Source organism: Diaphorobacter limosus, assembly GCF_033100095.1.
Taxonomy (GTDB): Bacteria; Pseudomonadota; Gammaproteobacteria; order Burkholderiales; family Burkholderiaceae_C; genus Alicycliphilus; species Alicycliphilus limosus.
Genome location: NZ_CP136921.1, coordinates 420070 through 442540, shown reverse-complemented (window position 1 = coordinate 442540; position 22471 = coordinate 420070). Strand labels below are relative to the sequence as shown.

Here is a 22471-nt window from a genome sequence, read left to right as displayed (position 1 = left end):
GCGCCAGCGATTACCCGCGCGCCCTGCCCCAGCATGGCGCATGAACGAAAATCGCCCCCCATGACCCTCAAAGCCCCCGAACTGCTGCTGCCCGCCGGCTCGCTGGACAAGATGCGCGCGGCCTACGACTTCGGCGCCGACGCCGTCTATGCCGGCCAGCCGCGCTATTCCCTGCGCGCGCGCAACAATGAATTCCGCCTGGAGCAGATCGCCCAGGGCATACAGGAGGCGCACGCGCGCGGCAAGAAGTTCTTCGTCACCAGCAACCTGATCGCGCACAACGACAAGGTGCGCACCTATCTGCGCGACATCGAGCCCGTCATCGCCTGCCAGCCCGACGCCTTCATCATGGCCGACCCCGGCCTCATCATGATGGTCAAGGAGAAGTGGCCCGAGACCGAGATCCACCTCTCGGTGCAGGCCAACACCACCAACTGGGCCACGGTCAAGTTCTGGCAGAAGATGGGCGTGGCGCGCATCATCCTCTCGCGCGAGCTGGCACTCGACGAGATCGAGAAGATCCGCCAGGAATGCCCGGACATGGAGATCGAGGTCTTCGTGCACGGCGCGCTGTGCATCGCCTACTCCGGCCGCTGCCTGCTGTCGGGCTACTTCAACCACCGCGATCCCAACCAGGGCACCTGCACCAACGCCTGCCGCTGGGAGTACAAGACGCACGACGCCCAGGTGGATCCGAACACCGGCGAGGCCCTGGCCAGCACCATGGACAAGGGTTTCAGCTTCACCAAGTCACGCGAGGACGCCGACGCGCAGTTCACCGGCACGGCTATCCAGCGCCACCCCAAGGCCGACCAGGTCTACCTGCTGGAAGAAGCCAACCGCCCCGGCGAGCTGATGCCCATCATGGAGGACGAGCACGGCACCTACATCATGAACAGCCGCGACCTGCGCGCCGTCGAGCATGTGCAGCGCCTGGTCGAGATCGGCGTCGATTCGCTGAAGATCGAGGGCCGCACCAAGAGCCTGTACTACGTGGCACGCACCGCCCAGGTCTACCGCCGCGCCATCGACGACGCCGTGGCCGGCCGACCCTTCAACCCCGAGCTGATCACCGAGCTTGAAGGCCTGGCCAATCGCGGCTACACCGGGGGTCTCTTGGAGCGCCGCCCGGCCAACGACTACCAGAACTACGAAACCGGCCACAGCGTGCTGCAACGCAGCCACTTTGTCGGCGAGGTGCGCGGCTACGCCGACGGCCTGGCCGAGGTGGAAACCAAGAACCGCTTTGCCGTGGGCGACCGGCTGGAGATCATCCACCCCCAGGGCAATCGCCAGGTGCTGCTGGAAAAAATGTTCAACCTGGATGGCGAGCCAGTACAGGTGGCCCAGGGCAGCCCGGTGCGCGTGCGCATACCGCTGACCGGCCCGGTCGACGGCGCGCTCATCGCGCGGCTGCTGCAGCCCTCCTGAAACCCCCTCACCCCTCCCTCTCCCCAAAGGGGCGAGGGCGACCGGTTGCGCCGGTTTTACCCCCTCTCCCTCTGGGAGAGGGTGGGGGTGAGGGCTCGCGGTCTGATCTGATGCCTACCACCCATCAACCGTTTTGCCTCAAAGGTCCCCGCCGGGGCCTTTATCCATTTTTTCGCTTGTTCGACACCCCATGAATCCCGAAACCATCGTCGTCCTGCCCGAACTCAAGGCCTATATCGACCCGCTCACGCCCGACGAGCATGACGCGCTGGAGCGCAGCATCCTGGCCGAGGGCTGCCGGGACGCGCTGGTGCTGTGGGGCGACGTGCTGGTGGACGGCCACAACCGCTACGGCATCTGCCAGCAGCATGGCCTGCCCTTCCAGACGGTGCAAAACACCCGCTTTCAGAGCATGGAGGACGTGCACCTGTGGATGATCGACCAGCACCTGGGCCGGCGCAGCGTCTCCGAGTTCCAGCGCGGCGTGCTGGCGCTGAAGAAGCGCGAGATCATTGCCGAGCGCCGCGCCCAGGCCGCCGCCGCCGTGGTGGCCGCCAAGGCCGAGGCCGCGCAGTCGCCCGGCGGCCAGGCCCCCTGGGAGGGCGACACCGACCCCGTGGTGGCCAAGGCCCTGGCAACAGTTGCCAAGGTACCCGAGGACGCGCTGGACACGCGCGAGGCCCTGGCCCGCGCCGCGCGCCTGACGGCGGCCCAGGTGAAGGCCATCGAGGCCATCCACCAGAACGCCGCGCCCGAGGTGGTGGCCGCCGTCAAGTCTGGCGAGTTGTCGCTAAACGCCGCCGCGGTCGTCGCCACGCTATCGGTTGAGGAGCAGCAGGCCGCCGCCGCGGGCGGTGCGCAGGATCTCAAGCAGGCCGCCAAGCGGGTGCGCGAGGCGAAGAAAAAACCCAAGGCCGGCACCCAGGACATGGCCGCCGAGGGCGAAGCGGCAGCGGCGCCGCCCGACGCCGCGCAGCTGCGGCAGCGCGTGACCGAGCTGGAGGCCGAGAACGAACGCCTGCGCCAGCAGGTCAAGGCGCTGCAGGATCTGCTGGCCGAGGCGGCCTGATCCACACCCCCCAGCGTTCACCCAGTCGGCGCAGATCCTCGGGTGTATCGACGTCGGTGGTGCAGCGCGCGTGCTCCAGCGCCAGCGCCTGCACCTGGGCCGGATGTGCGCGCCGCCATTCACGCACGCCCCGCCCGCCCTGGGCCTGCATCACCGCGCGCCGCAGCAGCGGGCCAAAGACGATGGGGTGGCCCGGCTGGCCGGCATGCTGGGGCAGCACCAGCTCCACACCGGCCGGCCGCGCGCGCCAGGCGGCCAGCAGGGCCTGCAGATCCTGCGGCTCCAAGAGGGGTTGGTCGCCCAGCAGCACCAGCAAGGTGTCAACATCGGGCGGCAACGCCGCCAGGCCGCAGCGCAACGACCCGCCCGGGCCCTCGTCGGGCGCGGGGTTGAGCACCCAGCGCAGGGTAATGGGCAACCGGGGAGCGGCCTGCGCCAACACGGCCCGCAGCCGGGCGGCATGGTGGCCCAGCACCACTACCACCGTACTGGCCCCCGCCTCGCCCAGCAGGCGGATCTGGCGCAGCAGCAGCGGCTCGCCGTCGCGCTCCAGCAGGGACTTGGGGAAATAGCCCATGCGCCGGCCCGCGCCAGCGGCCATGACCACGGCGGCCACGACATCCATCGGGCTCATCAGCCCACCTTGCAGGCCGAGCCGGCGGCCGCCTGGCCCTGGCTGTCCTTGACATGGGCCACGTCCATGTCGCGCGGCAGGGGCACCCCGTTCTTCACGGCCAGCACCTCGGCCATGACGCTGACGGCGATCTCGGGCGGGGTCTTGCTGCCGATGTAGATGCCGATCGGCCCGCGCAGGCGCGCCAGACCCTCCTCGGTCTGGCCCAGGTGCTCGATCATGCGCTGGCGCCGCGCCGCGTTGTTGCGCCGGCTGCCAATGGCGCCTATGTAGAAGGCCGGGGTGTCGAGTGCCTGCAAGAGCGCCAGGTCGTCCAGCTTGGGGTCGTGCGTCAGCGCCACGACGCAAGACCTGGCGTCGGGCACGAACGCGGCCACGGTGTCGTCGGGCATGCTGGTCAGCAGGCGCACGCCGGGCACGCTCCAGGCGCTGCGGTATTCCTCGCGTGGGTCGCAGACGCTGACGGCAAAGCCGCAGAACTGCGCCATGGTGGCCAGGTATTCGCTCATCTGCCCGGCGCCGATGATGAGCATGCGGTATTCCGGGCCGAAGGTGTTGGTGAGCTGCGCGCCGCCCAGCACCAGCTCCGCCGGCGCATCCGTTGCCTCCAGCGTCACGGCGCCGTCGCCCAGGCGCACGCGGCGGTGCATCAGCCGGCCGGCATCCAGCGCCTGCACCAAGGCGGCGATGCTGGCGCCGTCGGGGTCGAACTCCAGCAGCAGCTCCAGCGTGCCGCCGCAGGGCAGGCCAAAGCGAAAGGCCTCGTCGGCCGTCACGCCGTACTTTGCGAACTGCGGCGGCCCGCTGCGCGGCAGGGCGTCAGCGCCGGCCGCATGGGCGTAGCGTGCTATCAAATCATCTTCAATACAGCCGCCCGAGACCGAACCCATGACCGAGCCGTCCGCGCACAGCGCCATGATGGAGCCCACCGGCCGCGGCGACGATCCCCAGGTGCGCACCACCGTGACCAGCAGCGCCGGCTTGCCCGCCAAGCGCCAGTCGCGCAGGGCGCGCAGCACGGTGACGTCGAGGTTTTCCATGGCTATGTCTCCTCTGCCGGGGACGCGGCGCCCTTGTCACCGCCCTTGAGCCTGGACCACATTTTTTTCAGTGCGCCGGGCTTTTCCTCGGCCTCCTCGGGCGGCGGGCCATGGCGGCGCTGCATTTCCTCATCAAAGCGCTTGAAAAAGCTCTCGGCCATGGACTTGGCCACGCCGTCGATCAGGCGCTGGCCGACCTGGGCGATCTTGCCGCCCACGGTGGCGTTGACGCTGTAGGCCAGCTCACAGCCCTCTTCCTGTGGCGCCAGCGACACCTGGGCGCTGCCCTTGCCAAAGCCGGCGACGCCGCCGTTGCCCTCGAAGTTCAGCGTGTAGCTGTGCGGTGCGTTCACGTCGGCCAGCGCAATCGCGCCCTTGAACTTGGCCGCCACCGGGCCGACCTTGATGGCGTTGACCAGGGCGTAGGCGTTGTCGCCCGTGGCCTCGATGCTGTCGCAGCCGGGGATGCAGAGTTTCAGCACCTCGGGGTCGTTCAAGGCCTCCCAGGCCTGTTGCTGGGTGATCGCCAGCTGGCGTGCGCCTTGCATTTCCATGGTCTGTCTCCTTGGGTTTATTGTTTCATCAGGCTGGCGATGGCGCCGGCCAGTTGCTGCAGCCGGGTCACGTTGTGCACGGCCAGCATGGCGTCGGCCGCGCGGTGCAGCACGGCAGCGCCGCGCGCGCTCGGCTCATAGCCGTCAAAGCGCAGCAGCGGGTTGAGCCACAGCAGGCGCCGGCAGCGGTGCTTGAGCCAGTCGAGCTCGCGCGCCAGGTCCTCGGGCTCGCCGGTGTCGAGCCCGTCGCTGACGATGAGCACCAGCGTGCGCCGCCCGACCAGGCGCCGCGCATGCTGCTGGCGCAGTCTGGCCAGGCTGTCACCCAGGCGCGTACCCCCGGCAAAGTCGTGTATCGCCTGGCCGGCGCGCTGCAGCATGGCGTCGGTATCGCTCTCGCGAAAGGCCGGGCCCAGGTCGGTCAGGCCGGTACCAAAGGCAAACACCTCACGGCGCAGGCGCTGGGCCTGGCCGTCCACGCGCACGCGCGCCGTGGCGGCATGGATGAAGGCCAGCAACAGGCGCGCGTAGCGCTCCATGGAGCCGGACACATCCACCAGCACCAACAGCGGCAGGGCCTGCTGGCGCCGCTGTTGGCGCTGCAGCGCCACCAGGTCGCCACCATGGCGCGCGGCCTGGCGCAGCGTGCGCGCCCAGTGGATGCGCGCGCCGCGCCCGCCCGCGCGCATGCGCCGCGCGGCCACGCTGGGCAGCGGCAGCGCAATGTCCCGCACCAGGCGCTCGACCAGCTGGAATTCGCTGGCGCTCAGCTGGTTGAAGTCGGCGTTCTTCAGCCGCGCCAGGCGGCTGGCGCTCATGGCGGCGTCCAGATCCACCTGTTGCTCGGGCTGCTCCACGCTGCCGGCTGGCGGCTTGGGGCGCTGCAGGGCCTCGCGCACGCGCGGGCGCTGGCGCGGCGGCTCGGCCCGGCCCTCGGCCCGCGGCAGCATCTGTGCCAGCAGCTTGCTGGCCAGATCCGGGTCGCGAAAGAAAACCTCGAACAGCTCGCGGAACACCGCGCGATCCTGCGCGCGGCCAACCAGCACCGCCTCCAGCGCGGCGGCCATGTCGCCCTTGCGCGCCACGCCCACCAGCTGCACCGCCTGCTGCGCCAGGGCCATGCGCGCCGCGTCCACCGGCACGCCGGTGCGGCGCAGGGCCCGGCCAAAGGCGGTCAGGTTGCCGGCCAGCTTGCCGCTGCGCGCGTCGCCCAGTTGCGGCACGCGCTGCTGCGTGGCTTGCTGGGCGGCGAACGGGTCGGCCATGGCCTTCAGGCGCCCGGCTGGCTGGCGGCCAGGGCCTGTTGCGCCAGCGCCAGATCCAGCGCGGCCAGGTCGTCACGCTGCTTGAACAGGATGCCGGCGGTGTCCACCACCACCTCGGGGTCCAGCGTGACGGTGTCCAGCGCCACCAGCGCGCGTGCCCATTCCACCGTCTCGGCAATGCCGGGCGCGCGCTGGAACCGATCCCCATGGGGGCTGGCGCGCAGCTGCTGCACAAAGGCCGCCACCTGGTCGGCCAGCTGGCGCGGCGCCTGGGGCACCAGGGCGCGCACGATGGCCAGCTCGCGCTCGCGCTCGGGGTAGTCCAGCCAGTGGTACAGGCAGCGGCGCTTGACGGCGTCGTTCAGCTCACGCGTGCGGTTGCTGGTCAGGATGGTCACCGGCGGCACGGCGGCGCTGATGGTGCCCAGCTCGGGAATGCTGACCTGGTACTCGCCCAGGTATTCGAGCAGAAAGGCCTCGAAGGGCTCGTCGGCACGATCCACCTCGTCGATCAGGAGCAGCGCGCCCGGCGCCGGGGCTTCGAGCGCCTGCAGGAGCGGGCGGCGCACCAGGTAGCGCGGCTGGTAGACCTCCTGCTCCAGTGCGTTGGCCGACGCCGTACCCTCGGCCGCACGCAGGTGCAGCAGCTGGGCGGCGTAGTTCCATTCATACAGGGCCTCCCGCTGCTCCAGGCCGTCAAAGCATTGCAGGCGCAGCAGCTGGCGCGAGAGCACCTGGGCCAGCGCCTTGGCCAGCTCGGTCTTGCCCACGCCGGGCTCGCCCTCCAGCAGCAGCGGGCGCTGCAGCTTCAGCGCCAGGAACACCGCCGTGGCCAGGCGCCGGTCGGCAAAGTAGCCGACGGACTGCAGGGCGGCGGCCAGTTCGTCGATGCTGGTGCAGGCGCAGGGTGGTTGTGGCATGAGCGGAGTATTCAAAAACAATAGCTGTTTGCGCTTGCTGAGTATGGGATAGATGCCAAAAATATCTGAACCATGGCATGTCCCGAATTCCGCCCCCTCTGGGGGAAGGCGGGGATGGGGGCCGGGAGCGCCGGCATCTTGCCGGCATGAAGACGCAGGCCTTGCTGCCCCCCACCCCTACCCTCGCCCGGTGGGGGAGGGAGTGGCGCGGCTCAAGCCAGCGCCTGGGCCACGGCGCGCTGCGCCATCACGCCCACCAGGTGGGCGCGGTAAGCCGCGCTGCCATGCAGGTCGCTGGACATCTCACCCTCGTCCGTGGCCACGCCGGCGACGGCATCGGGCGTGAAGCTGGCCGACAGCGCCGCCTCCAGGCCCGCATGGCGGAACACGCCGTTGCCGCCGCCGGTCACGGCGACCCGGGCGCCACCATCGGTCTGCGCGACAAACACGCCAATCAGCGCGAACAGCGAGGCCGGCTGCACGAACTTGACGTAGGCCGCCTTCTTCGGGATGGGAAAGCTCACCGCGGTGATCAGCTCGCCCTCTTCCAGCGCCGTGGCAAACAGCCCCTGGAAGAAGTCATCGGCCGCGATGGCGCGCGCCGTGGTGTGCACCGTGGCGCCCAGCGCCAGCAGCGCGGCGGGGTAGTCGGCGGCCGGGTCGTTGTTGGCCACCGAACCGCCAAGCGTTCCCCGCGCGCGCACCTGCTTGTCGCCAATGCCGCCGGCCAATGCTGCCAGCGCGGAGATGGCGGCGCGCAGCTCGGCGCTTTCAGCCACGTCGGCGTGGCAGGTCATGGCGCCGATGACGATGCTGTTGCCCTCGCGGCGTATGCCCTTGAGCTCGGGGATGGCGCCCAGGTCCACCAGCTGCTCGGGCGCGGCCAGGCGCAGCTTCATGGATGCCAGCAGGGTCTGGCCGCCGGCCAGCAGCTTGCCGCCGGCCTGGGCCAGCTTCAAGGCGTCGGCCTGGGAGGCGGGGCGTTCGTAGGTGAATGCGTACATGGTGCTTGTCCTTTCAAGCCTGGGCGTTCTGGATGGCCTGCCAGACGCGGTGCGGCGTGGCGGGCATGTCGATGTCGGTCACGCCCAGGGGTTGGAGCGCATCCAGCACGGCGTTGATGACGGCCGGCGGCGAGCCTATGGCCCCCGCCTCGCCGCAGCCCTTGCTGCCGATGGGGTTGTGCGTGCAGGGCGTGCACACATGACCGAGTTTGAACTCAGGGAAGTTGGCGGCGCGCGGCATGGCGTAGTCCATGTAGCTGCCGGTGAGCAGCTGGCCGCTGTCCGGGTCATACACGCCATGCTCCAAGAGTGCCTGGCCTATGCCCTGCACCAGGCCGCCATGCACCTGGCCCTCGACGATCATGGGGTTGATGATGACGCCGAAGTCGTCCACGGCGGTGAAGCGGTCCACGCGCACCACGCCGGTCTGCGGGTCTACCTCCACCTCGCAGATATAGGTGCCTGCGGGAAAGGTGAAGTTCACCGGGTCGTAGAAGGCGGTCTCGTTCAGGCCGGGCTCCAGCTTGTCCAGCGGGTAGTTGTGCGGCACATAGGCCGTCAGCGCCACCTGGGCAAACGGGATTTTTTTGTCCGTGCCCTTCACCGTGAACTCGCCGCCGGCAAACTCGATGTCGGCGTCGCTCGCCTCCATCAAATGGGCGGCGATTTTCTTGGCCTTGGCCTCGATCTTGTCCAGCGCCTTCATGATGGCCGTGCCACCCACGCTCAGGGACCGGCTGCCGTAGGTGCCCATGCCAAAGGGCACGCGGCCGGTGTCGCCGTGCACGATGTCCACCTGGTCCGGCGACAGCCCCAGGCGCGCCGCCACCAGCTGGGCAAACGTGGTCTCATGCCCCTGGCCATGGCTATGCGAGCCGGTGAACACCGTCACGCTGCCCGTGGGGTGCACGCGCACCTCGCCGGCCTCGAACAGCCCGGCCCTGGCCCCCAGGGCGCCGGCGATGTTGCTGGGCGCCAGGCCGCAGGCCTCGATATAGCTGCTGTAGCCCATGCCGCGCTTGAGGCCCCTGGCCTCGCTGGCGGCGCGGCGCGCGGCGAAGCCCGCCACGTCGGCCAGCTGCTGCGCCTGGTTCATGCAGGCGTGGTAGTCGCCAATGTCGTACTGCAGCGCCACCGGCGTCTGATAGGGGAAGCTGGTGATGAAGTTGCGCTTGCGGATTTCGTCCTGGGACAGGCCCAGATCCCAGGCGCAGCGCGTGACCAGGCGCTCGACCACATAGGTGGCCTCGGGCCGGCCGGCGCCGCGGTAGGCATCGACCGGCGCGGTGCTGGTGAACCAGCCATCCACCTCCACATAGATCTGCGGCGCGGTGTACTGGCCGGCCAGCAGCGTGCCATACAGGATGGTGGGCACGCTGGAGGCAAACGTTGACAGGTAGGCGCCCAGGTTGGCGTCGGTGTGCACGCGCATGGCCAAAAACTTGCCATCCTTGTCCATGGCCATCTCGGCATGGGTGATGTGGTCGCGGCCATGGGCGTCGGACACGAACGACTCGCCGCGCTCGGCCGTCCACTTCACGGCGCAGTTGAGCTGCTTGGCGGCCCAGGTGACGGCCACGTCCTCGGCATACAGAAAGATCTTCGAGCCGAAACCGCCGCCCACGTCGGGCGCGATGACGCGCACCTTGTGCTCGGGCAGCTGCAGCACGAAGGCGGTCAGCAGCAGGCGCTCCACATGCGGGTTCTGGTTGGCCACGTAGAGCACATATTCGTCGGTGGCGCGGTTGTAGCTGGCGTTGGCGGCGCGCGGCTCTATGGCGTTGGGGATCAGGCGGTTGTTCACCAGATCCAGCCGGCTGATGTGGGCGGCGCCGGCAAAGGCGGCGTCCACCGCCGCCTTGTCGCCCAGCGTCCATTTGTAGCAATGGTTGTCGGGGGCCTCGTCGTGCAGCGCCGGGCCGTCCTTGGCCTTTTTCATGTCGATGACCGGGGCCAGCTCCTCATAGTCCACCTGCACGGCCTCGGCGGCGTTCCTGGCCTGCTCCAGCGTGTCGGCCACCACCATGGCCACATGGTCGCCCACGTAGCGCACCTTGCCTATGGCCAGGATGGGGTGCATGGGCTCCTTCATGGGGCTGCCGTCGGGGTTGCTGATCAACCAGCCGCAGGGCAGGCCGCCCATTTTTCCTTCAATGTCCTTGCCGCTGTAGATGGCGGCCACGCCGGGCATCTTGGCGGCCTCGGCCGTGTCCACGCCCTTGACGCGCGCATGTGCGTGCGGCGAGCGCACGAAGTACGCGTACTTCTGGTTCGCCTGGTCAACATCGTCGGTGTAGTTGCCCACGCCGGTCAGAAAGCGCACGTCCTCCTTGCGCTTGAGCGATTCGCCGATATGCGGCAGCTTGGCAAATGCATTGGCACCCATGGTCTTGTCTCCTGGTGGTGGTTTTCAGGGGCCTCAGGCGGCCATGGCCTTCTGGGCGGTCTGCACCGCCTTGACGATGTTCTGGTAGCCGGTGCAGCGGCACAGGTTGCCCTCCAGCAGGTGGCGTATCTCGGCCTCGCTGGCCTGGGGGTGGTGGGCCAGCAGATCGACGGTGCTCATCACCATGCCGGGGGTACAGAAGCCGCATTGCAGGCCATGGCACTCCTTGAACGCCGCCTGCACCGGGTGCAACGTGCCGTCGGCCTGGGCCAGGCCTTCGACGGTGGTGATGTCCGCGCCCTGCATCTGCAGCGCCAGCACGTTGCACGACTTGATGGCCCGGCCATCGGCCATCACTGTGCAGGCGCCGCATTGCGCGGTGTCGCAGCCCACATGGGTGCCAGTCAGGCGCAGATGCTCGCGCAGCAATTGCACCAGCAGCGTGTTGGGCGGCACATCCGCCGAAACCGGCTTGCCATTGACCTTGAGCTCTACTTGCATGGTGGGCGTCTCCTTGTGTGGCGTGGTTGTCTTGGTTGTAAAAAAGCCGTTCTATTCTTGGAACAACCCACGCCAACACACCTGGGTAAAACCCTTGCCCGTGTCACATGCGTAAAAAAAAGGGCCCGCACATGCGGGCCCGGCAATAGGGTGCAACCGTCGGTTACATGAAATCCTTGCCCTCGGCCAGCGGCGCAAAGCGGTAGCTGGCCGGCGTGCGGCTGAGCTTCACCGGCGCGCCCAGGCCCTGGTAGTCGCCCATCTTCACCACCATCTCGCGGTGCACGGTGTGCGGGTGATGCAGGGCCTGCTCCACGTTCAGCACCGGCGCGGCGGGCACGCCTATGGCCATCAGCGCATCGGCCAGCTCCTGGCCGTCGCGCTGGGTGAAGGCCTGCTCCAGCAGGGGTTTCAGCACCGCGCGGTTCACCGAGCGCTGGCCGGCCGTGGCAAAGCGTGCGTCGTCGGCCATGGCCGGCTGGCCGATATAGTCGCACAGCAGGCGGAACTGCCGGTCGTTGCCCACGGCCAGGAAGATCGGTGCGCCGCCAGTGTGGATCACGTCGTAGGGGTAGATGTTGGGGTGGGCGTTGCCCGTGCGCTGCGGGATCTTGCCGCTCATGAACCAGTTGGGCGCGTGCGGGTGCAGCAGCGACAGGCCGCTGTCGTACAGCGCCGCATCCACCAGCTGGCCCTGGCCGCTTCTGCCGCGCTCGTGCAGCGCCAGCAGCACGCCGATGACGGCGTTCATGCCGGTGACCATGTCCACCACCGGCAGGCCCACGCGCAGCGGGTCGCCGTCGGCGTCGCCGTTGATGCTCATCAGCCCGGCCATGGCCTGCACCGCCGCGTCGTAGCCGGGCAGCGCGCCCAGCGGGCCGTCGGCGCCAAAGCCGGTCACGCGACACCAGACCAGGCGCGGAAACTGCTCGCGCACCTGCTCGTAGCCTATGCCCCATTTCTCCATGGTGCCGACCTTGAAGTTCTCCACCACCACGTCGGCCTCGCCCATCAGCTCGCGCACGCGCTGCTGGCCCTCTGCGGCCGACAGATCCAGGAACTGGATGCGCTTGTTGCGGTTCAGCCCGAAGTAGTAGGAAGCCACGCCGTCCTTAAAGGGAGGGCCCCAGGCGCGCGTGTCGTCGCCCTGGGGTGGCTCCACCTTGAGCACGTCGGCACCATGGTCGCCCAGGATCTGGCCGCACAGCGGGCCACCCAGGATGCGCGACAGGTCGAGAACCTTGATGCCGGCGAGTGCGCCGGCCTGGGTTTGCGTATTCATTGCTTTTTCTTTCGACACATGAGGGGGTGTAGGAGCGGCTTTAGCCGCGAACATGTTCATTCGCGGCTAAAGCCGCTCCTACGGGGAATGTGGTCAATCCAGTTGCACGCCGGCCTGCTTGACCACCTTGGCCCATTTGTCCACCTCGGACTTGATGAACTTTGCCAGATAGGCCGGGCTGCGGTCGGACGAGCCCTCCAGCCCCTGCTGGGCAAAGCTCTGCTTGACCCTGTCGGAGTCGAGCGCGCGCGAGAACGCCTGGTTCAAGACCTTGATACGGTCGGCCGGCGTGCCCTTGGGGGCCACCACGCCAAAGAACACGCTCACGTCGTAGCCCTTCACGCCCTGCTCGGCGATCGTCGGGATGTCCGGCATGGCGCTGGAGCGCTTGGCCGTGGCCACGCCCAAGGCCTTGACCTTGTCGGTCTTGATATAGGGCATGGCGGTGAGGATGTCGGTAAACGTCATGTCCACCTGCCCGCCCAGCAGATCGTTGAGCGCCGGGCCCGTGCCCTTGTAGGGCACATGCAGCAGCTTGGTGCCGGTCATCTCGTTGAACAGCACGCCCGCCAGGTGCGACGAGGCGCCGTTGCCCGACGATGCGTAGTTCAGCGTGCCGGGCTTGGCCTTTTCCTTGGCGATCAGCTCCTGCACATTGGCCACGCCCAGGCCGGAGCGCACCACCAGGATGTTGGGCAGGTAGCCCACGTAGACGATGGGTTCGAAGCTGGTGCGCGCGTCGTACTTCTGCCCCTTGTACAGGCTCTGGTTGATGGCCAGCGGCCCAGATGTGCCAAACATGATGGTGTAGCCATCGGGCGTGGCGCGCGCCACGGCATCGGCGCCGATGTTGCCGCCCGCGCCCGCCCTGTTGTCCACGATCACGCTCTGGCCCAGCTCCTTGGTCAGTTCGGTGGCCAGGATGCGCGCCATGGCATCCGTGGGCCCGCCCGGCGGGAAGGGCACGACGAAGGTGATCAGCTTGTCGGGGAAGCTGCCCTGCGCCTGAGCCGGCAAGGCGGCCAGCATGGCGGCGCCGGCGATGAGGGTGAGTAGCTTGCGTTTTTGCATGGTTTGTCTCCTGTTGTTGATTTGATAGCTGGTGGCGCTTGATACATAAGCGCTAGAGGCTGTTTCTCCCTCTCCCGCTGGCGGGAGAGGGCTGGGGTGAGGGGCGTAAAAGTGGGCACTGCGCCCAATCACCCCCTCACCCCCACCCTCTCCCCCAAGGGGGCGAGGGAATTAAAACCTGCCCTCTCCCAGAGGGGGGAGGGAGTTATCGCGTGCTTACTGCAGCCACTCGGCCGGCACGCCGCCTGCATGCAACGGGTCGCGCGGCAGCACGCGGTGGGCTATCACCAGCTGAGACAGGCGCAGGCGCTCTTGCGAGCCGGTCTTGCACGCCTCCCAGGCCATGGCAATCGCCGTGGTGCAGTTGTACAGCGCGGTGGCGGCCTGGCGCACCAGGTATTCGCCATCGTCGGCCACGGCGCGTTCGGCCAGCTGCACGGCGCCGGCCAGCGCATCGGTGAGCGCCTGGCGGTAGGCGGCGGTGATGCCCTGGGTGTCCTTGAGCAGACCATGCAGATAGGCCTGCAGCACCGGCAGCGAGCCTTCGCGCTTGATGGCGCGCTTGACGTCCAGCGCCACGATGTTGCTGGTGCCCTCCCAGATCGAGCCCAGGTGGGCGTCGCGCACCAGGCGCGGGTCGGCCCATTCCTCGATGTAGCCGCAGCCGCCGCGCACCTCCATGGCGTCGCCCGTCACCTTGCGTGCGTCGCGGCAGGCGCGGAACTTGATCATGGGCGTGAGGATGCGCAAGAGCGCATAGGCTTCAGGGTCGCCAGCGTCCGAGCGCGTCAGCGTAGCCGCGGTCTGGAACACCATGGTGCGCGCCTGCTCGGCCGGCACGCGCAGCTTGTCCAGCTGCACCTTCATCAGCGGCATGTCCTGCAGTTGCTTGCCAAAGGCCCAGCGCTCGCGGGCGATGTACTCGGCCTCGGCCACGGCGCGGCGCATCATGCCAGCGGAGCGCATGCCGTTCGAGAGGCGCGAGTTGTTCACCATGTCGGCAATCTGCACGAAGCCCCGGCCCTGCTCGCCCACCAGGTAGGCCACGGCGCCTTCCATCCGGATCTCGCCGCTGGCCATGGAGCGCGTGCCCATCTTGTCCTTCAGGCGCACGATGGTGTAGTGGTTGGTGCTGCCATCGTCAAGCTGACGCGGCAGCAGGAACAGCGAGATGCCCTTCATGCCGGGCGGCCCGCCCTCCACGCGCGCCAACACCATGCCAAAGCCCGCGTCGGGGTTGGAGCAGAACCACTTCTCGCCATACAGGCGCCAGCTGCCGTCCTCCTGCGGATAGGCCATGGTCAGGGTGTTGGAGATGTCCGAGCCGGCCGCCTGCTCGGTCATGAACATCGAGCCCTGCACGGCCGAATCGAAGTCCATGGCCAGCAGCTTGGGCAGGTATTTGGCGACCAGCTTTTCGTCGCCATACTTGCGCAGCGTGCGCGTCAGCGAATCGGTCATCGACAGCGGGCAGCACAGGCCGAACTCGGACTGCACGAACAAGTACGTCAGCGCGTACTTGACGATGGCCGGCATCTTGCCCTTCCAGCCCAGCATGTCCTCGCGGTGCGAAATGGCGGCCAGGCCAAACTGCTGGTAGGCCACCTTCTCCATCTCGATGTAGGCGGGGTGCTTGACGATGCGCTGCACCTCCTGGCCAGCGCGGTTGCGCATCTCCAGCGTCGGGGGGTTGCGGTCGGCCTCCAGCGCCCAGTCATCGACGGCGCCGCCGGCGAGCTCGCCCATGCGGTCAAAGTAGGGCTGCAGGTGGGCATACAGGTCGGCCGGCAGATACAGCGCCAGCAGCTGCTGCAGCTCGGTGTCTTCGCGATAGTTGTTCACATGGCCGCGATCCGGCACGGGATGGGCGGCAGAGCTGGCCTGGGCCAGGGCGGTCATCTGGGTCTGATCGGTAGCGGACATGGCTGGTCTCCTTTGAATCTCGGCTGACATCGGGCTTGGGGCTATTGCACCAGTTTTAATCATTCGAGTCCAATATCATTAAAATCTTTGTCAATACTTAATTTATATAGTTGCCATGGAACTGCGTGTACTGCACTACTTCGTGACCCTGGCCGAGGAACTGCACTTCGGCCGCGCGGCGCAGCGGCTGCGCATCTCGCAGCCACCGCTGTCGGTCGCCATCAAGCAGCTGGAGGAAGAGCTGCAGGCCCAGCTGTTCGAGCGCAACAGCAAGGGCGTGCGCCTGACCGCTGCCGGCGAGCATCTGCTGACCAAGGCGCGCCAGCTGCTCGCCCTGAGCCACCAGGCGGCGCAAGAGACGCGCGACGTGGCGCGCGGCACCGTCGGCCACCTGCGCCTGGGCTTCGTCGGATCCAGCCTGTACCGCGGCCTGCCCCAGGCGCTGGAGGCCATGCAGCAGACCCACCCCCAGGTGCGCGTGGACATGCTGGAGGCCAACAGCGCCGAGCAGATCCTGGGCCTGCAGCAAATGCGCCTGGACCTGGCCCTGGTGCACTCCATACAGCCGCCCGAGGGCATCGCCAGCCAGCTCATCGTGGACGAGCCCTTCGTCGTCTGCCTGCCCGAGCAGCACCCGCTGTGCGCCGCCGCAGCCATAGACCTGGGCGCGCTGAAAGGCGACCGGCTGATTTTGTTCTCCACCCTGGTATCGCCCACCTACCACCAGCGCATCTACGAAATGTGCCTGGCCCACGGCTTCGCCCCCGAGGTGCGCCACGAGGTGCGCCACTGGCTGTCGGTGATCTCGCTCGTCTCGCTGGGCCAGGGCGTGGCCCTGGTGCCCGCGGCGCTGGAGCGCGTGGGCCTGCCGCGCCTGCAGTTTCGCCCCTTGCTGGGCGAGCACCCGCATTCCGAAATGCTGGCCCTGTGGCGCACCGCGCCGGCCAGCCCACTGGTACAGGCGCTGCTGGCGCATTTGCGCCAGGCGGCGCAGGGCTGTTGACGGATCGCCTGTAGACTATTAAAAAAATAGCTGCTGGCGCTTGATACGCAAGTGCTACAACCTTGTTTCACCTGATTTCACACATGCCTCAGACCCGGCCGCAGGCCCTCACCCCCCACCCTCTCCCAGAGGGAGAGGGAGAGGGAGTAAAACCAGCGCAACCGGTCACCCCCACCATGCACAACGCCTGGGTGCGCGCCGTCTGCGGGCGGCTGAAAAGCGATTTCCGCTACTCCGCCGCCATCGTCTACAACAACGTCCCCTGGCCCGACCCGCCACCCCATTTAGAGCAAAACAAGCCCCCAACGCCCGCCCATAAAGCGCAAACAGCTATCGAAACCGCAGCACAAGCCGTGCTGGATGCCCGCGCCAAGTTCCCCGGCAGCAGCCTGGCCGACCTGTACGACCCGCTGACCATGCCGCCCCTGCTGCTCAAGGCCCACCAAAAGCTCGACGCCGCGGTCGATGCCGCCTACGCCCTGGGAACCGGGGGGCACAGCGGCAAGAAAACCTGGAAAACCGACGCCGAGCGCGTGGCCTTTTTGTTTGAGCGCTATGTGCAGCTGACCAGCTTGCTGCCCGCGCCCAAGGCCAAGCCGGCCAGAAAACGCCCAGCACCATGAGCACCGCCATGATCCCCATCGTGGAGGTGATCGGCCCGGCCCAGCAGGGGCTATCGCGGCCCTTGCTGTGCGTTGGCGCCGACGACCAGCGCTATTACGTCAAGGGCCAGCAGACCAACCGCGCGAGCCTGTGGAGTGAGTGGATTTGCGCCCATCTGGCGCAGGCGCTGGGCCTGCCCTTGCCGCCCTTCTCCCTGGTGCAGCTCGACCCCGCCCTGGTGCGAGAGCTGCCCAAGGACTTGCAGGCCGTGGGCAGCCTGCCCGCCTTCGGCTCGCGCGAGGTGGTGCACACGGTGTGGCTCGAATTAGGCATCGACCACAAGGTCGCCCCAGAGCTGCAGCGCAAGGTACTGGCGTTTGACTGGTGGGTGCGCAATACCGACCGTCTGCGCGGCAACACCAACTTGCTTTGGGACGCCGTGCTTCAGTTTTCGCCTTTCCGCGAAACGGGGGAATTTGCCAACGCCGGTGTCATCTTGCTGTGCCCCGAAACCGGCTACTTCGGCTTCAAGCTGCAAACCCAGCGGGCCAAACGCATCACCGATTTTTTTGATGAGTTGCCGCGCGAGATCTATCTGCGCGCCATCAAGGCCATGCAAGACGAATTGCAGCGCGTGGCCCTCCGGGTTGCCGACACCCCCGCCCAAGGCCGCAGCGATGCGCTGCGCCATTTGTTTGACGCATTGATCCACCCCCGCGAGGCCATGGTGCGCTTTGGCCCGGCGCGCGCCGTGCTGACGCCAGACCCTGCAACGGAGTTGCAGCGGCAGTTCGAGCACTGCGTGGAGCGCAGGTTCATCACGCCTGAATACGTCGAGCAGACGATGGAAAAACGCATCAAGTACTTGCTGAGCAGCCTGCCGCTAGCCGCACCTTTTGCACGCCAGCGTGTCGGCGACGAGGTGTTCCATGCCAGCTTCCCCTTGGTGCAGCAGCAGGGCGATGTGTTGACCAAGATCATCAAGCCCTTGAGTCTGAACCAGGAGGCGCCGGTGGATATTTACGAGCACGGCGACGCTTGGCTGCAAAAGGTCAAACGGCTCAGGGGGCGCAATCTCCTGCCCGAATCGGTGCTGTTCGCCATCAAACCTCCTGCACCTGACCACACACAACGCCACGCCGCCTACCTGGACATTTGCAGCGATCTGCATAGCTTGGCGGTGCAAACCGTTCCTGACCATGAAGAGCAGCGCATTGCTGACTTTGCGCAGCACTGAGGCAGCGTTTTGACCGGCTAGTTCTGTCCGGCCCCAAAAACAAAACCCCCGCCCGGTTCACGCCGGCGGGGGTTTTGTGCTTCAGGGCCAGCGTGCGCTGGCCTCAAACCATCAGGCCGTCACGCCCTTGGCCACTTCGGCGTATTCCTCGATCTGGTCGAAGTTCATGTAGCGGTAGATGCTGTCCTTGTTGGCATCGACCACCCCGATCTCGGCCAGGTACTCGGCGGGGGTGGGCAGACGCCCCAAGCGCGAGGCGATGGCGGTGAGTTCGGCCGAGCCCAGGAACACGTTGGTGTTCTTGCCCAGGCGGTTGGGGAAGTTCCGCGTGCTGGTCGAGATGACGGTTGCACCTTCGCGCACCTGGGCCTGGTTGCCCATGCACAGGCTGCAGCCCGGCATTTCGGTGCGCGCGCCGGCCGTGCCAAACGCCGCGTAGTGGCCTTCCTTGATCAGCTCGCTCTCGTCCATCTTGGTGGGCGGGGCCACCCACAGCTTGGTCGGGATGTCGCGCTGGCCGCCCAGCAGCTTGGCGGCTGCGCGGAAGTGGCCGATGTTGGTCATGCACGAACCGATGAAGGCTTCGTCGATCTTGGTGCCGGCGACTTCAGACAGGAACTTGGCGTCGTCCGGGTCGTTGGGGCAGCAGACGATGGGCTCCTTGATGTCGTTCATGTCGATCTCGATCACGGCAGCGTACTCGGCGTCCTTGTCGGCTTCGAGCAGGTCAGGCTTGGCCAGCCAGGCTTCGACCTTCTCGATGCGGCGCGCCAGGGTCTTGGCGTCTGCGTAGCCGTCGGCAATCATGTTCTTCATGAGAACGATGTTGCTGGTCAGGTACTCCTTGATCGGCTCGGGGTTGAGCTTGATGGTGCAGCCAGCGGCGCTGCGCTCGGCCGACGCGTCGGACAGCTCAAACGCTTGCTCGACCTTCAGGTCTGGCAGGCCTTCGATTTCCAGGATCTTGCCCGAGAAGACGTTGATCTTGCCGGCCTTGGCCACGGTCAAGAGGCCTGCCTTGATGGCGTACAGCGGAATCGCGTGCACCAGGTCGCGCAGGGTCACGCCCGGTTGCAGCTTGCCCTTGAAGCGCACCAGCACCGATTCGGGCATGTCGAGCGGCATGACGCCGGTGGCGGCGCCGAAGGCCACCAGGCCCGAGCCTGCCGGGAAGCTGATGCCGATGGGGAAGCGCGTGTGCGAGTCGCCGCCGGTGCCCACGGTGTCAGGCAGCAGCAGGCGGTTGAGCCAGCTGTGGATCACGCCGTCGCCCGGGCGCAGGGCCACGCCGCCACGGTTGCTGATGAAGGCGGGCAGCGTGCGGTGGGTTTTCACGTCCACCGGCTTGGGGTAGGCGGCGGTGTGGCAGAAGCTTTGCATCACCATGTCGGCGCTGAAGCCCAGGCAGGCCAGGTCCTTCAGTTCGTCGCGCGTCATCGGGCCGGTGGTGTCCTGGCTGCCGACGGTGGTCATCTTGGGCTCGCAGTAGGTGCCGGGGCGAATGCCCTGGCCTTCCGGCAGGCCGCAGGCACGGCCGACCATCTTCTGCGCCAGGGTGAAGCCAGCCTTGGATGGAGCCGGAGCTTGCGGCAGGCGGAAGGCGGTGGAAGCGGCCAGGCCCAGGGCTTCGCGCGCCTTGGCGGTGAGCGAGCGGCCGATGATCAGGTTGATACGGCCACCGGCCTGCACTTCGTCGAGCAGTACTTCGGATTTGAGAGCGAAGTCCGCAATCTGGACGCCGGCTTTCTCGATTTTTCCTGCATAGGGGTAGATGTCGATAACGTCGCCCATTTCCATTTTGGAAACGTCCACTTCGATGGGCAGCGAGCCGGAGTCTTCTTGCGTGTTGAAGAAGATGGGGGCAATCTTGCCGCCCAGCGTGACGCCGCCAAAGCGCTTGTTGGGCACGAAGGGAATGTCTTCGCCGGTGGCCCAGATGACCGAGTTGGTGGCGGATTTGCGGCTCGAACCCGTGCCGACCACGTCGCCCACGTAGGCCACGACGTGGCCCTTTTTCTTCAGGTCTTCGATGAACTGCATCGGGCCGCGCACGCCGTCCTGCTCGGGCTTGAAGGCCGCGTCCGGGCGCTGGTTCTTCAGCATGGCCAGGTAGTGCATGGGGATGTCGGGGCGCGTGGTGGCGTCGGGCGCGGGCGACAGGTCGTCGGTGTTGGTCTCGCCCGGCACCTTGAAGACGGTGACGGTGATTTTTTCTGCCACCTTGGGGCGGCTGGTGAACCACTCGGCGTCGGCCCAGCTTTGCATCACTTCGCGGGCCTTGGCGTTGCCGGCCTTGGCCTTGGCCGCCACGTCGTTGAAGTAGTCGAACATGAGCAGCGTCTTCTTGAGCGCCTCGGCAGCCACCCCAGCCACATCGGCGTCGTCGAGCAGCTCGATCAGCGGGTGCACGTTGTAGCCACCCACCATGGTGCCCAGCAGCTCGGTGGCGCGAGCCTTGCTGATCAGCGCCACCTGCACGTCGCCATGCGCCACGGCGGCCAGGAAGGATGCCTTGACCTTGGCCGCGTCATCGACACCCGGGGGCACGCGATGGGTGAGCAAGTCCAGCAGGAACTCGGCCTCGCCAGCGGGCGGGTTCTTGATCAGCTCGATCAAGTCGGCGACCTGCTTGGCATCCAGCGGCAGCGGCGGGATGCCGAGGGCGGCGCGTTCGGCGGCATGGGCTCGGTAGGCTTGCAACATGACTTCTTTCTCCGGAATGGTCAGGGTTTTCAAAGTGGGGGCGATCACCAGTCGGCCACGGGCATGCCCACCGCCAAGGTGGTTAGTGCCAGCGGCCCGCCGACGGGCGCCGGGTTTTCTTATTTGGTTGCGGGGCTGTCCAGCAGGCTGGGCGGCGGGTTCTTCTTGAAGCCCTCGGCCACCGTGAACTGCTGTGGGCTCATGCACTCGTCGGCCATGCGCTGGCCTAGCTTCTGGTTCATGAGCATGGACTTGTTGGCGATCTGGATCCACACGGCGCCGGCCTGCTGATCCTCCAGGCGCACGGCACCGGTGGCCGATGCCACGGGGGCCATGTGGAACTTGAAGCCCTTGCCTTCGACATGGAAGCGGCCGGGCGACTGCGCATCACGCTCCACCTGCACGAAGGCGCCCAGTTCGCAGGCCATGCGGCCGGTGTGCACCTCGTCGGCAATGGCCAGTTCTTCGGGGGTGAGCGCGGCCTCGGCGGCGGAGATGCCGGCCGCGACCTGCATGGCGCCGCTGTGCAGGCGCGTGCGGCTGCTGGTGGGCGCGGCCTTGGCGACGACGGCCGCCTGCGGCTTGGCCTTGGCCTTGGCCGTTTGCGCTGGCTTGGCGGCCGTGCTCTTGGCGACGGTCTTGCCGGCCGGCTGCGCCGCCTGCTGCGCCATGGACCAGGCGGGGGCCAGCACCAGGAGGGCGGAAAGGACGAGGATTTTCATGATGACTCCGGCGGAAATAGGCGAAAACCTTGATTGTGGCGGCGAAATATCCGTATCAGGTCGGTGCGCTGTCAGGATTTGCAAACCAGGCCTGCGCCTGTTGCGGCAATGCACGTCCGGTCTGGTGTGCACGCTCCAGCAACTGCCAGAAATAGCGGTAGCTGGCGCGGTCGTGCAGCACGCCTTCTTCGCTGATGGGGGCCCAATCGGCGTCGATGGCGGCAGCAATGATGCGGGCAGCGCGGGCGATCTCGGCATCCTCGGGCGCGAAGGCGGCCAGGATGGGGCGGATCTGCGCCGGGTGGATGCTCCACATGCGTGTGTAGCCGAATTCGCGCGCGGCGCGACCGGCGGCGGCCTGCATGGCGGCCGTATCGCTGAACTCGGTGACCACGCAGTGCGAGGGCACCTTGCCATTGGCGTGGCAGGCGGCTGCAATCTCCAGCTTGGCGCGAACCACCAGGGGGTGCTGGAACTGGCCGGCAGAGGTCATGCCCGAGGCGGGAATGGCGCCGCCATGCGCCGAGACGAAGTCCATCAGGCCGAAGCTCAGGCTCTGGATGCGCGGGTGGGCGGCGATCTCGAAGGCGCGGTGCACGGCGGCGGGCGATTCGATCAGCGCATGCAGCGGCAGGTGGCCAGCGCCGGCGGCAAGCAGCGCGCGCTCGGCCTGCAGCACGTCATCCACCGACTCCACCTTGGGAATCATGATGTGGCACAGGCGCTGCCCGGCCTGGCCGGCAATGATGTCCATGTCCTGCGCAAATGCGGGGTGATCCACGGTGTGCACGCGCGCCGCCACGCGGGCGCCGGCGGCGGCGTTGCTGGCCAGCTGCGCGACCAGCTGGGCGTGCTCGCGCTCCTGGCCCACGGGGGCGCCGTCCTCGCAGTCCAGCGTGACGTCGAACACGCAGTGGCCAAACTCCTGCTGCATCTCGGCCTGCAGCTGCAGGCTCTTGCGCATGCGTGCCTCAACCCCGCTGTAGTGGTCGCACACGGGCAGGGTCAAGGCCGCCGCCTGGCTGCCAAGCAGTACTTCGCGGGGATGGGGGACGGCAGCGGTCATGCGGATGCGGGGGTTGGGGGCAAAAATCTGGTGTGTGGCCACGGCAGCGCCATGGCA

At 67.4% G+C, this 22471-nt stretch carries 19 protein-coding genes; 5 read left to right on the top strand and 14 right to left on the bottom strand.

The genetic code is table 11. From position 1 onward, the window contains the following. Nucleotides 1–60 precede the first annotated feature (60 nt). Together trhP and P4826_RS02180 are read left to right on the top strand one after the other, a co-directional pair. Nucleotides 61–1431: a prephenate-dependent tRNA uridine(34) hydroxylase TrhP gene (gene trhP, locus P4826_RS02185; RefSeq protein ID WP_317702371.1), complete on the top strand. Its 1371-nt coding sequence runs from the start codon at nucleotides 61–63 to the stop codon at nucleotides 1429–1431. A gap of 190 nt (nucleotides 1432–1621) precedes the next feature. Further along, a complete protein-coding gene (locus tag P4826_RS02180; protein WP_317702370.1) occupies nucleotides 1622–2500 on the top strand; it encodes a plasmid replication/partition related protein in 879 nt (292 codons plus the stop codon). On the opposite strand, the gene P4826_RS02175 is transcribed toward P4826_RS02180, so the two are convergent. From P4826_RS02175 to P4826_RS02125, 11 genes are all read right to left on the bottom strand, one after another. Further along, the gene (locus P4826_RS02175; RefSeq protein ID WP_317702369.1) at nucleotides 2463–3134 is read right to left on the bottom strand and encodes a nucleotidyltransferase family protein; all 672 of its coding nucleotides are present in this window, start codon (nucleotides 3132–3134) and stop codon (nucleotides 2463–2465) included. The genes P4826_RS02180 and P4826_RS02175 overlap by 38 nt on opposite strands. Next, entirely contained in the window at nucleotides 3134–4174 is a 1041-nt protein-coding gene (locus tag P4826_RS02170) for an XdhC family protein (RefSeq protein WP_317702368.1), read from the bottom strand. Before P4826_RS02170 ends, P4826_RS02175 begins: the two co-directional genes overlap by 1 nt. A gap of 2 nt (nucleotides 4175–4176) precedes the next feature. After that, nucleotides 4177–4728, bottom strand: coding sequence for an SRPBCC family protein (locus P4826_RS02165; protein ID WP_317702367.1), 552 nt, complete (start codon nucleotides 4726–4728; stop codon nucleotides 4177–4179). A gap of 17 nt (nucleotides 4729–4745) precedes the next feature. Further along, a complete protein-coding gene (locus tag P4826_RS02160; RefSeq protein ID WP_317702366.1) occupies nucleotides 4746–5993 on the bottom strand; it encodes a vWA domain-containing protein in 1248 nt (415 codons plus the stop codon). A gap of 5 nt (nucleotides 5994–5998) precedes the next feature. Further along, nucleotides 5999–6913 (bottom strand): AAA family ATPase, encoded by a 915-nt coding sequence (locus P4826_RS02155; protein WP_317702365.1) that lies wholly within the window; start codon nucleotides 6911–6913, stop codon nucleotides 5999–6001. Between the two features lie 212 nt (nucleotides 6914–7125). Then, nucleotides 7126–7917: an FAD binding domain-containing protein gene (locus P4826_RS02150; RefSeq protein WP_317702364.1), complete on the bottom strand. Its 792-nt coding sequence runs from the start codon at nucleotides 7915–7917 to the stop codon at nucleotides 7126–7128. A gap of 13 nt (nucleotides 7918–7930) precedes the next feature. Beyond that, a complete protein-coding gene (locus P4826_RS02145) occupies nucleotides 7931–10303 on the bottom strand; it encodes a xanthine dehydrogenase family protein molybdopterin-binding subunit (protein ID WP_317702363.1) in 2373 nt (790 codons plus the stop codon). Between the two features lie 33 nt (nucleotides 10304–10336). After that, a complete protein-coding gene (locus tag P4826_RS02140) occupies nucleotides 10337–10804 on the bottom strand; it encodes a (2Fe-2S)-binding protein (protein WP_317702362.1) in 468 nt (155 codons plus the stop codon). Nucleotides 10805–10967: 163 nt separating this feature from the next. Next, nucleotides 10968–12086 (bottom strand): CaiB/BaiF CoA transferase family protein, encoded by a 1119-nt coding sequence (locus tag P4826_RS02135; protein WP_317702361.1) that lies wholly within the window; start codon nucleotides 12084–12086, stop codon nucleotides 10968–10970. A 93-nt stretch (nucleotides 12087–12179) separates the two neighbouring features. Beyond that, nucleotides 12180–13157: a Bug family tripartite tricarboxylate transporter substrate binding protein gene (locus P4826_RS02130; protein ID WP_317702360.1), complete on the bottom strand. Its 978-nt coding sequence runs from the start codon at nucleotides 13155–13157 to the stop codon at nucleotides 12180–12182. Between the two features lie 216 nt (nucleotides 13158–13373). Continuing rightward, nucleotides 13374–15080, bottom strand: a complete 1707-nt coding sequence (locus tag P4826_RS02125; protein WP_317702359.1) for an acyl-CoA dehydrogenase family protein — start codon at nucleotides 15078–15080, stop codon at nucleotides 13374–13376. Between the two features lie 115 nt (nucleotides 15081–15195). Between P4826_RS02125 and P4826_RS02120 the strand changes: the two genes are divergently transcribed. The 3 genes from P4826_RS02120 (at nucleotide 15196) to P4826_RS02110 (ending at nucleotide 17923) form a co-directional block, all read left to right on the top strand. After that, nucleotides 15196–16083, top strand: a complete 888-nt coding sequence (locus P4826_RS02120; protein ID WP_317702358.1) for a LysR family transcriptional regulator — start codon at nucleotides 15196–15198, stop codon at nucleotides 16081–16083. A gap of 176 nt (nucleotides 16084–16259) precedes the next feature. Next, on the top strand, nucleotides 16260–16706 hold the full coding sequence (locus tag P4826_RS02115; RefSeq protein ID WP_317702357.1) for a type IIL restriction-modification enzyme MmeI: 447 nt from the start codon (nucleotides 16260–16262) through the stop codon (nucleotides 16704–16706). Then, complete coding sequence (locus tag P4826_RS02110; RefSeq protein ID WP_317702356.1) at nucleotides 16703–17923, top strand: DUF3037 domain-containing protein; 1221 nt, start codon at nucleotides 16703–16705, stop codon at nucleotides 17921–17923. Before P4826_RS02115 ends, P4826_RS02110 begins: the two co-directional genes overlap by 4 nt. A 111-nt stretch (nucleotides 17924–18034) precedes the next feature. Here P4826_RS02110 and acnB read toward each other — a convergent pair whose 3' ends face one another. From acnB to P4826_RS02095, 3 genes are all read right to left on the bottom strand, one after another. Further along, nucleotides 18035–20626, bottom strand: a complete 2592-nt coding sequence (gene acnB, locus P4826_RS02105) for a bifunctional aconitate hydratase 2/2-methylisocitrate dehydratase (RefSeq protein WP_317702355.1) — start codon at nucleotides 20624–20626, stop codon at nucleotides 18035–18037. 119 nt (nucleotides 20627–20745) lie between these two features. Then, entirely contained in the window at nucleotides 20746–21348 is a 603-nt protein-coding gene (locus P4826_RS02100) for a hypothetical protein (protein ID WP_317702354.1), read from the bottom strand. 55 nt (nucleotides 21349–21403) lie between these two features. Then, entirely contained in the window at nucleotides 21404–22414 is a 1011-nt protein-coding gene (locus P4826_RS02095) for an HpcH/HpaI aldolase/citrate lyase family protein (RefSeq protein WP_317702353.1), read from the bottom strand. Nucleotides 22415–22471: the final 57 nt, after the last annotated feature.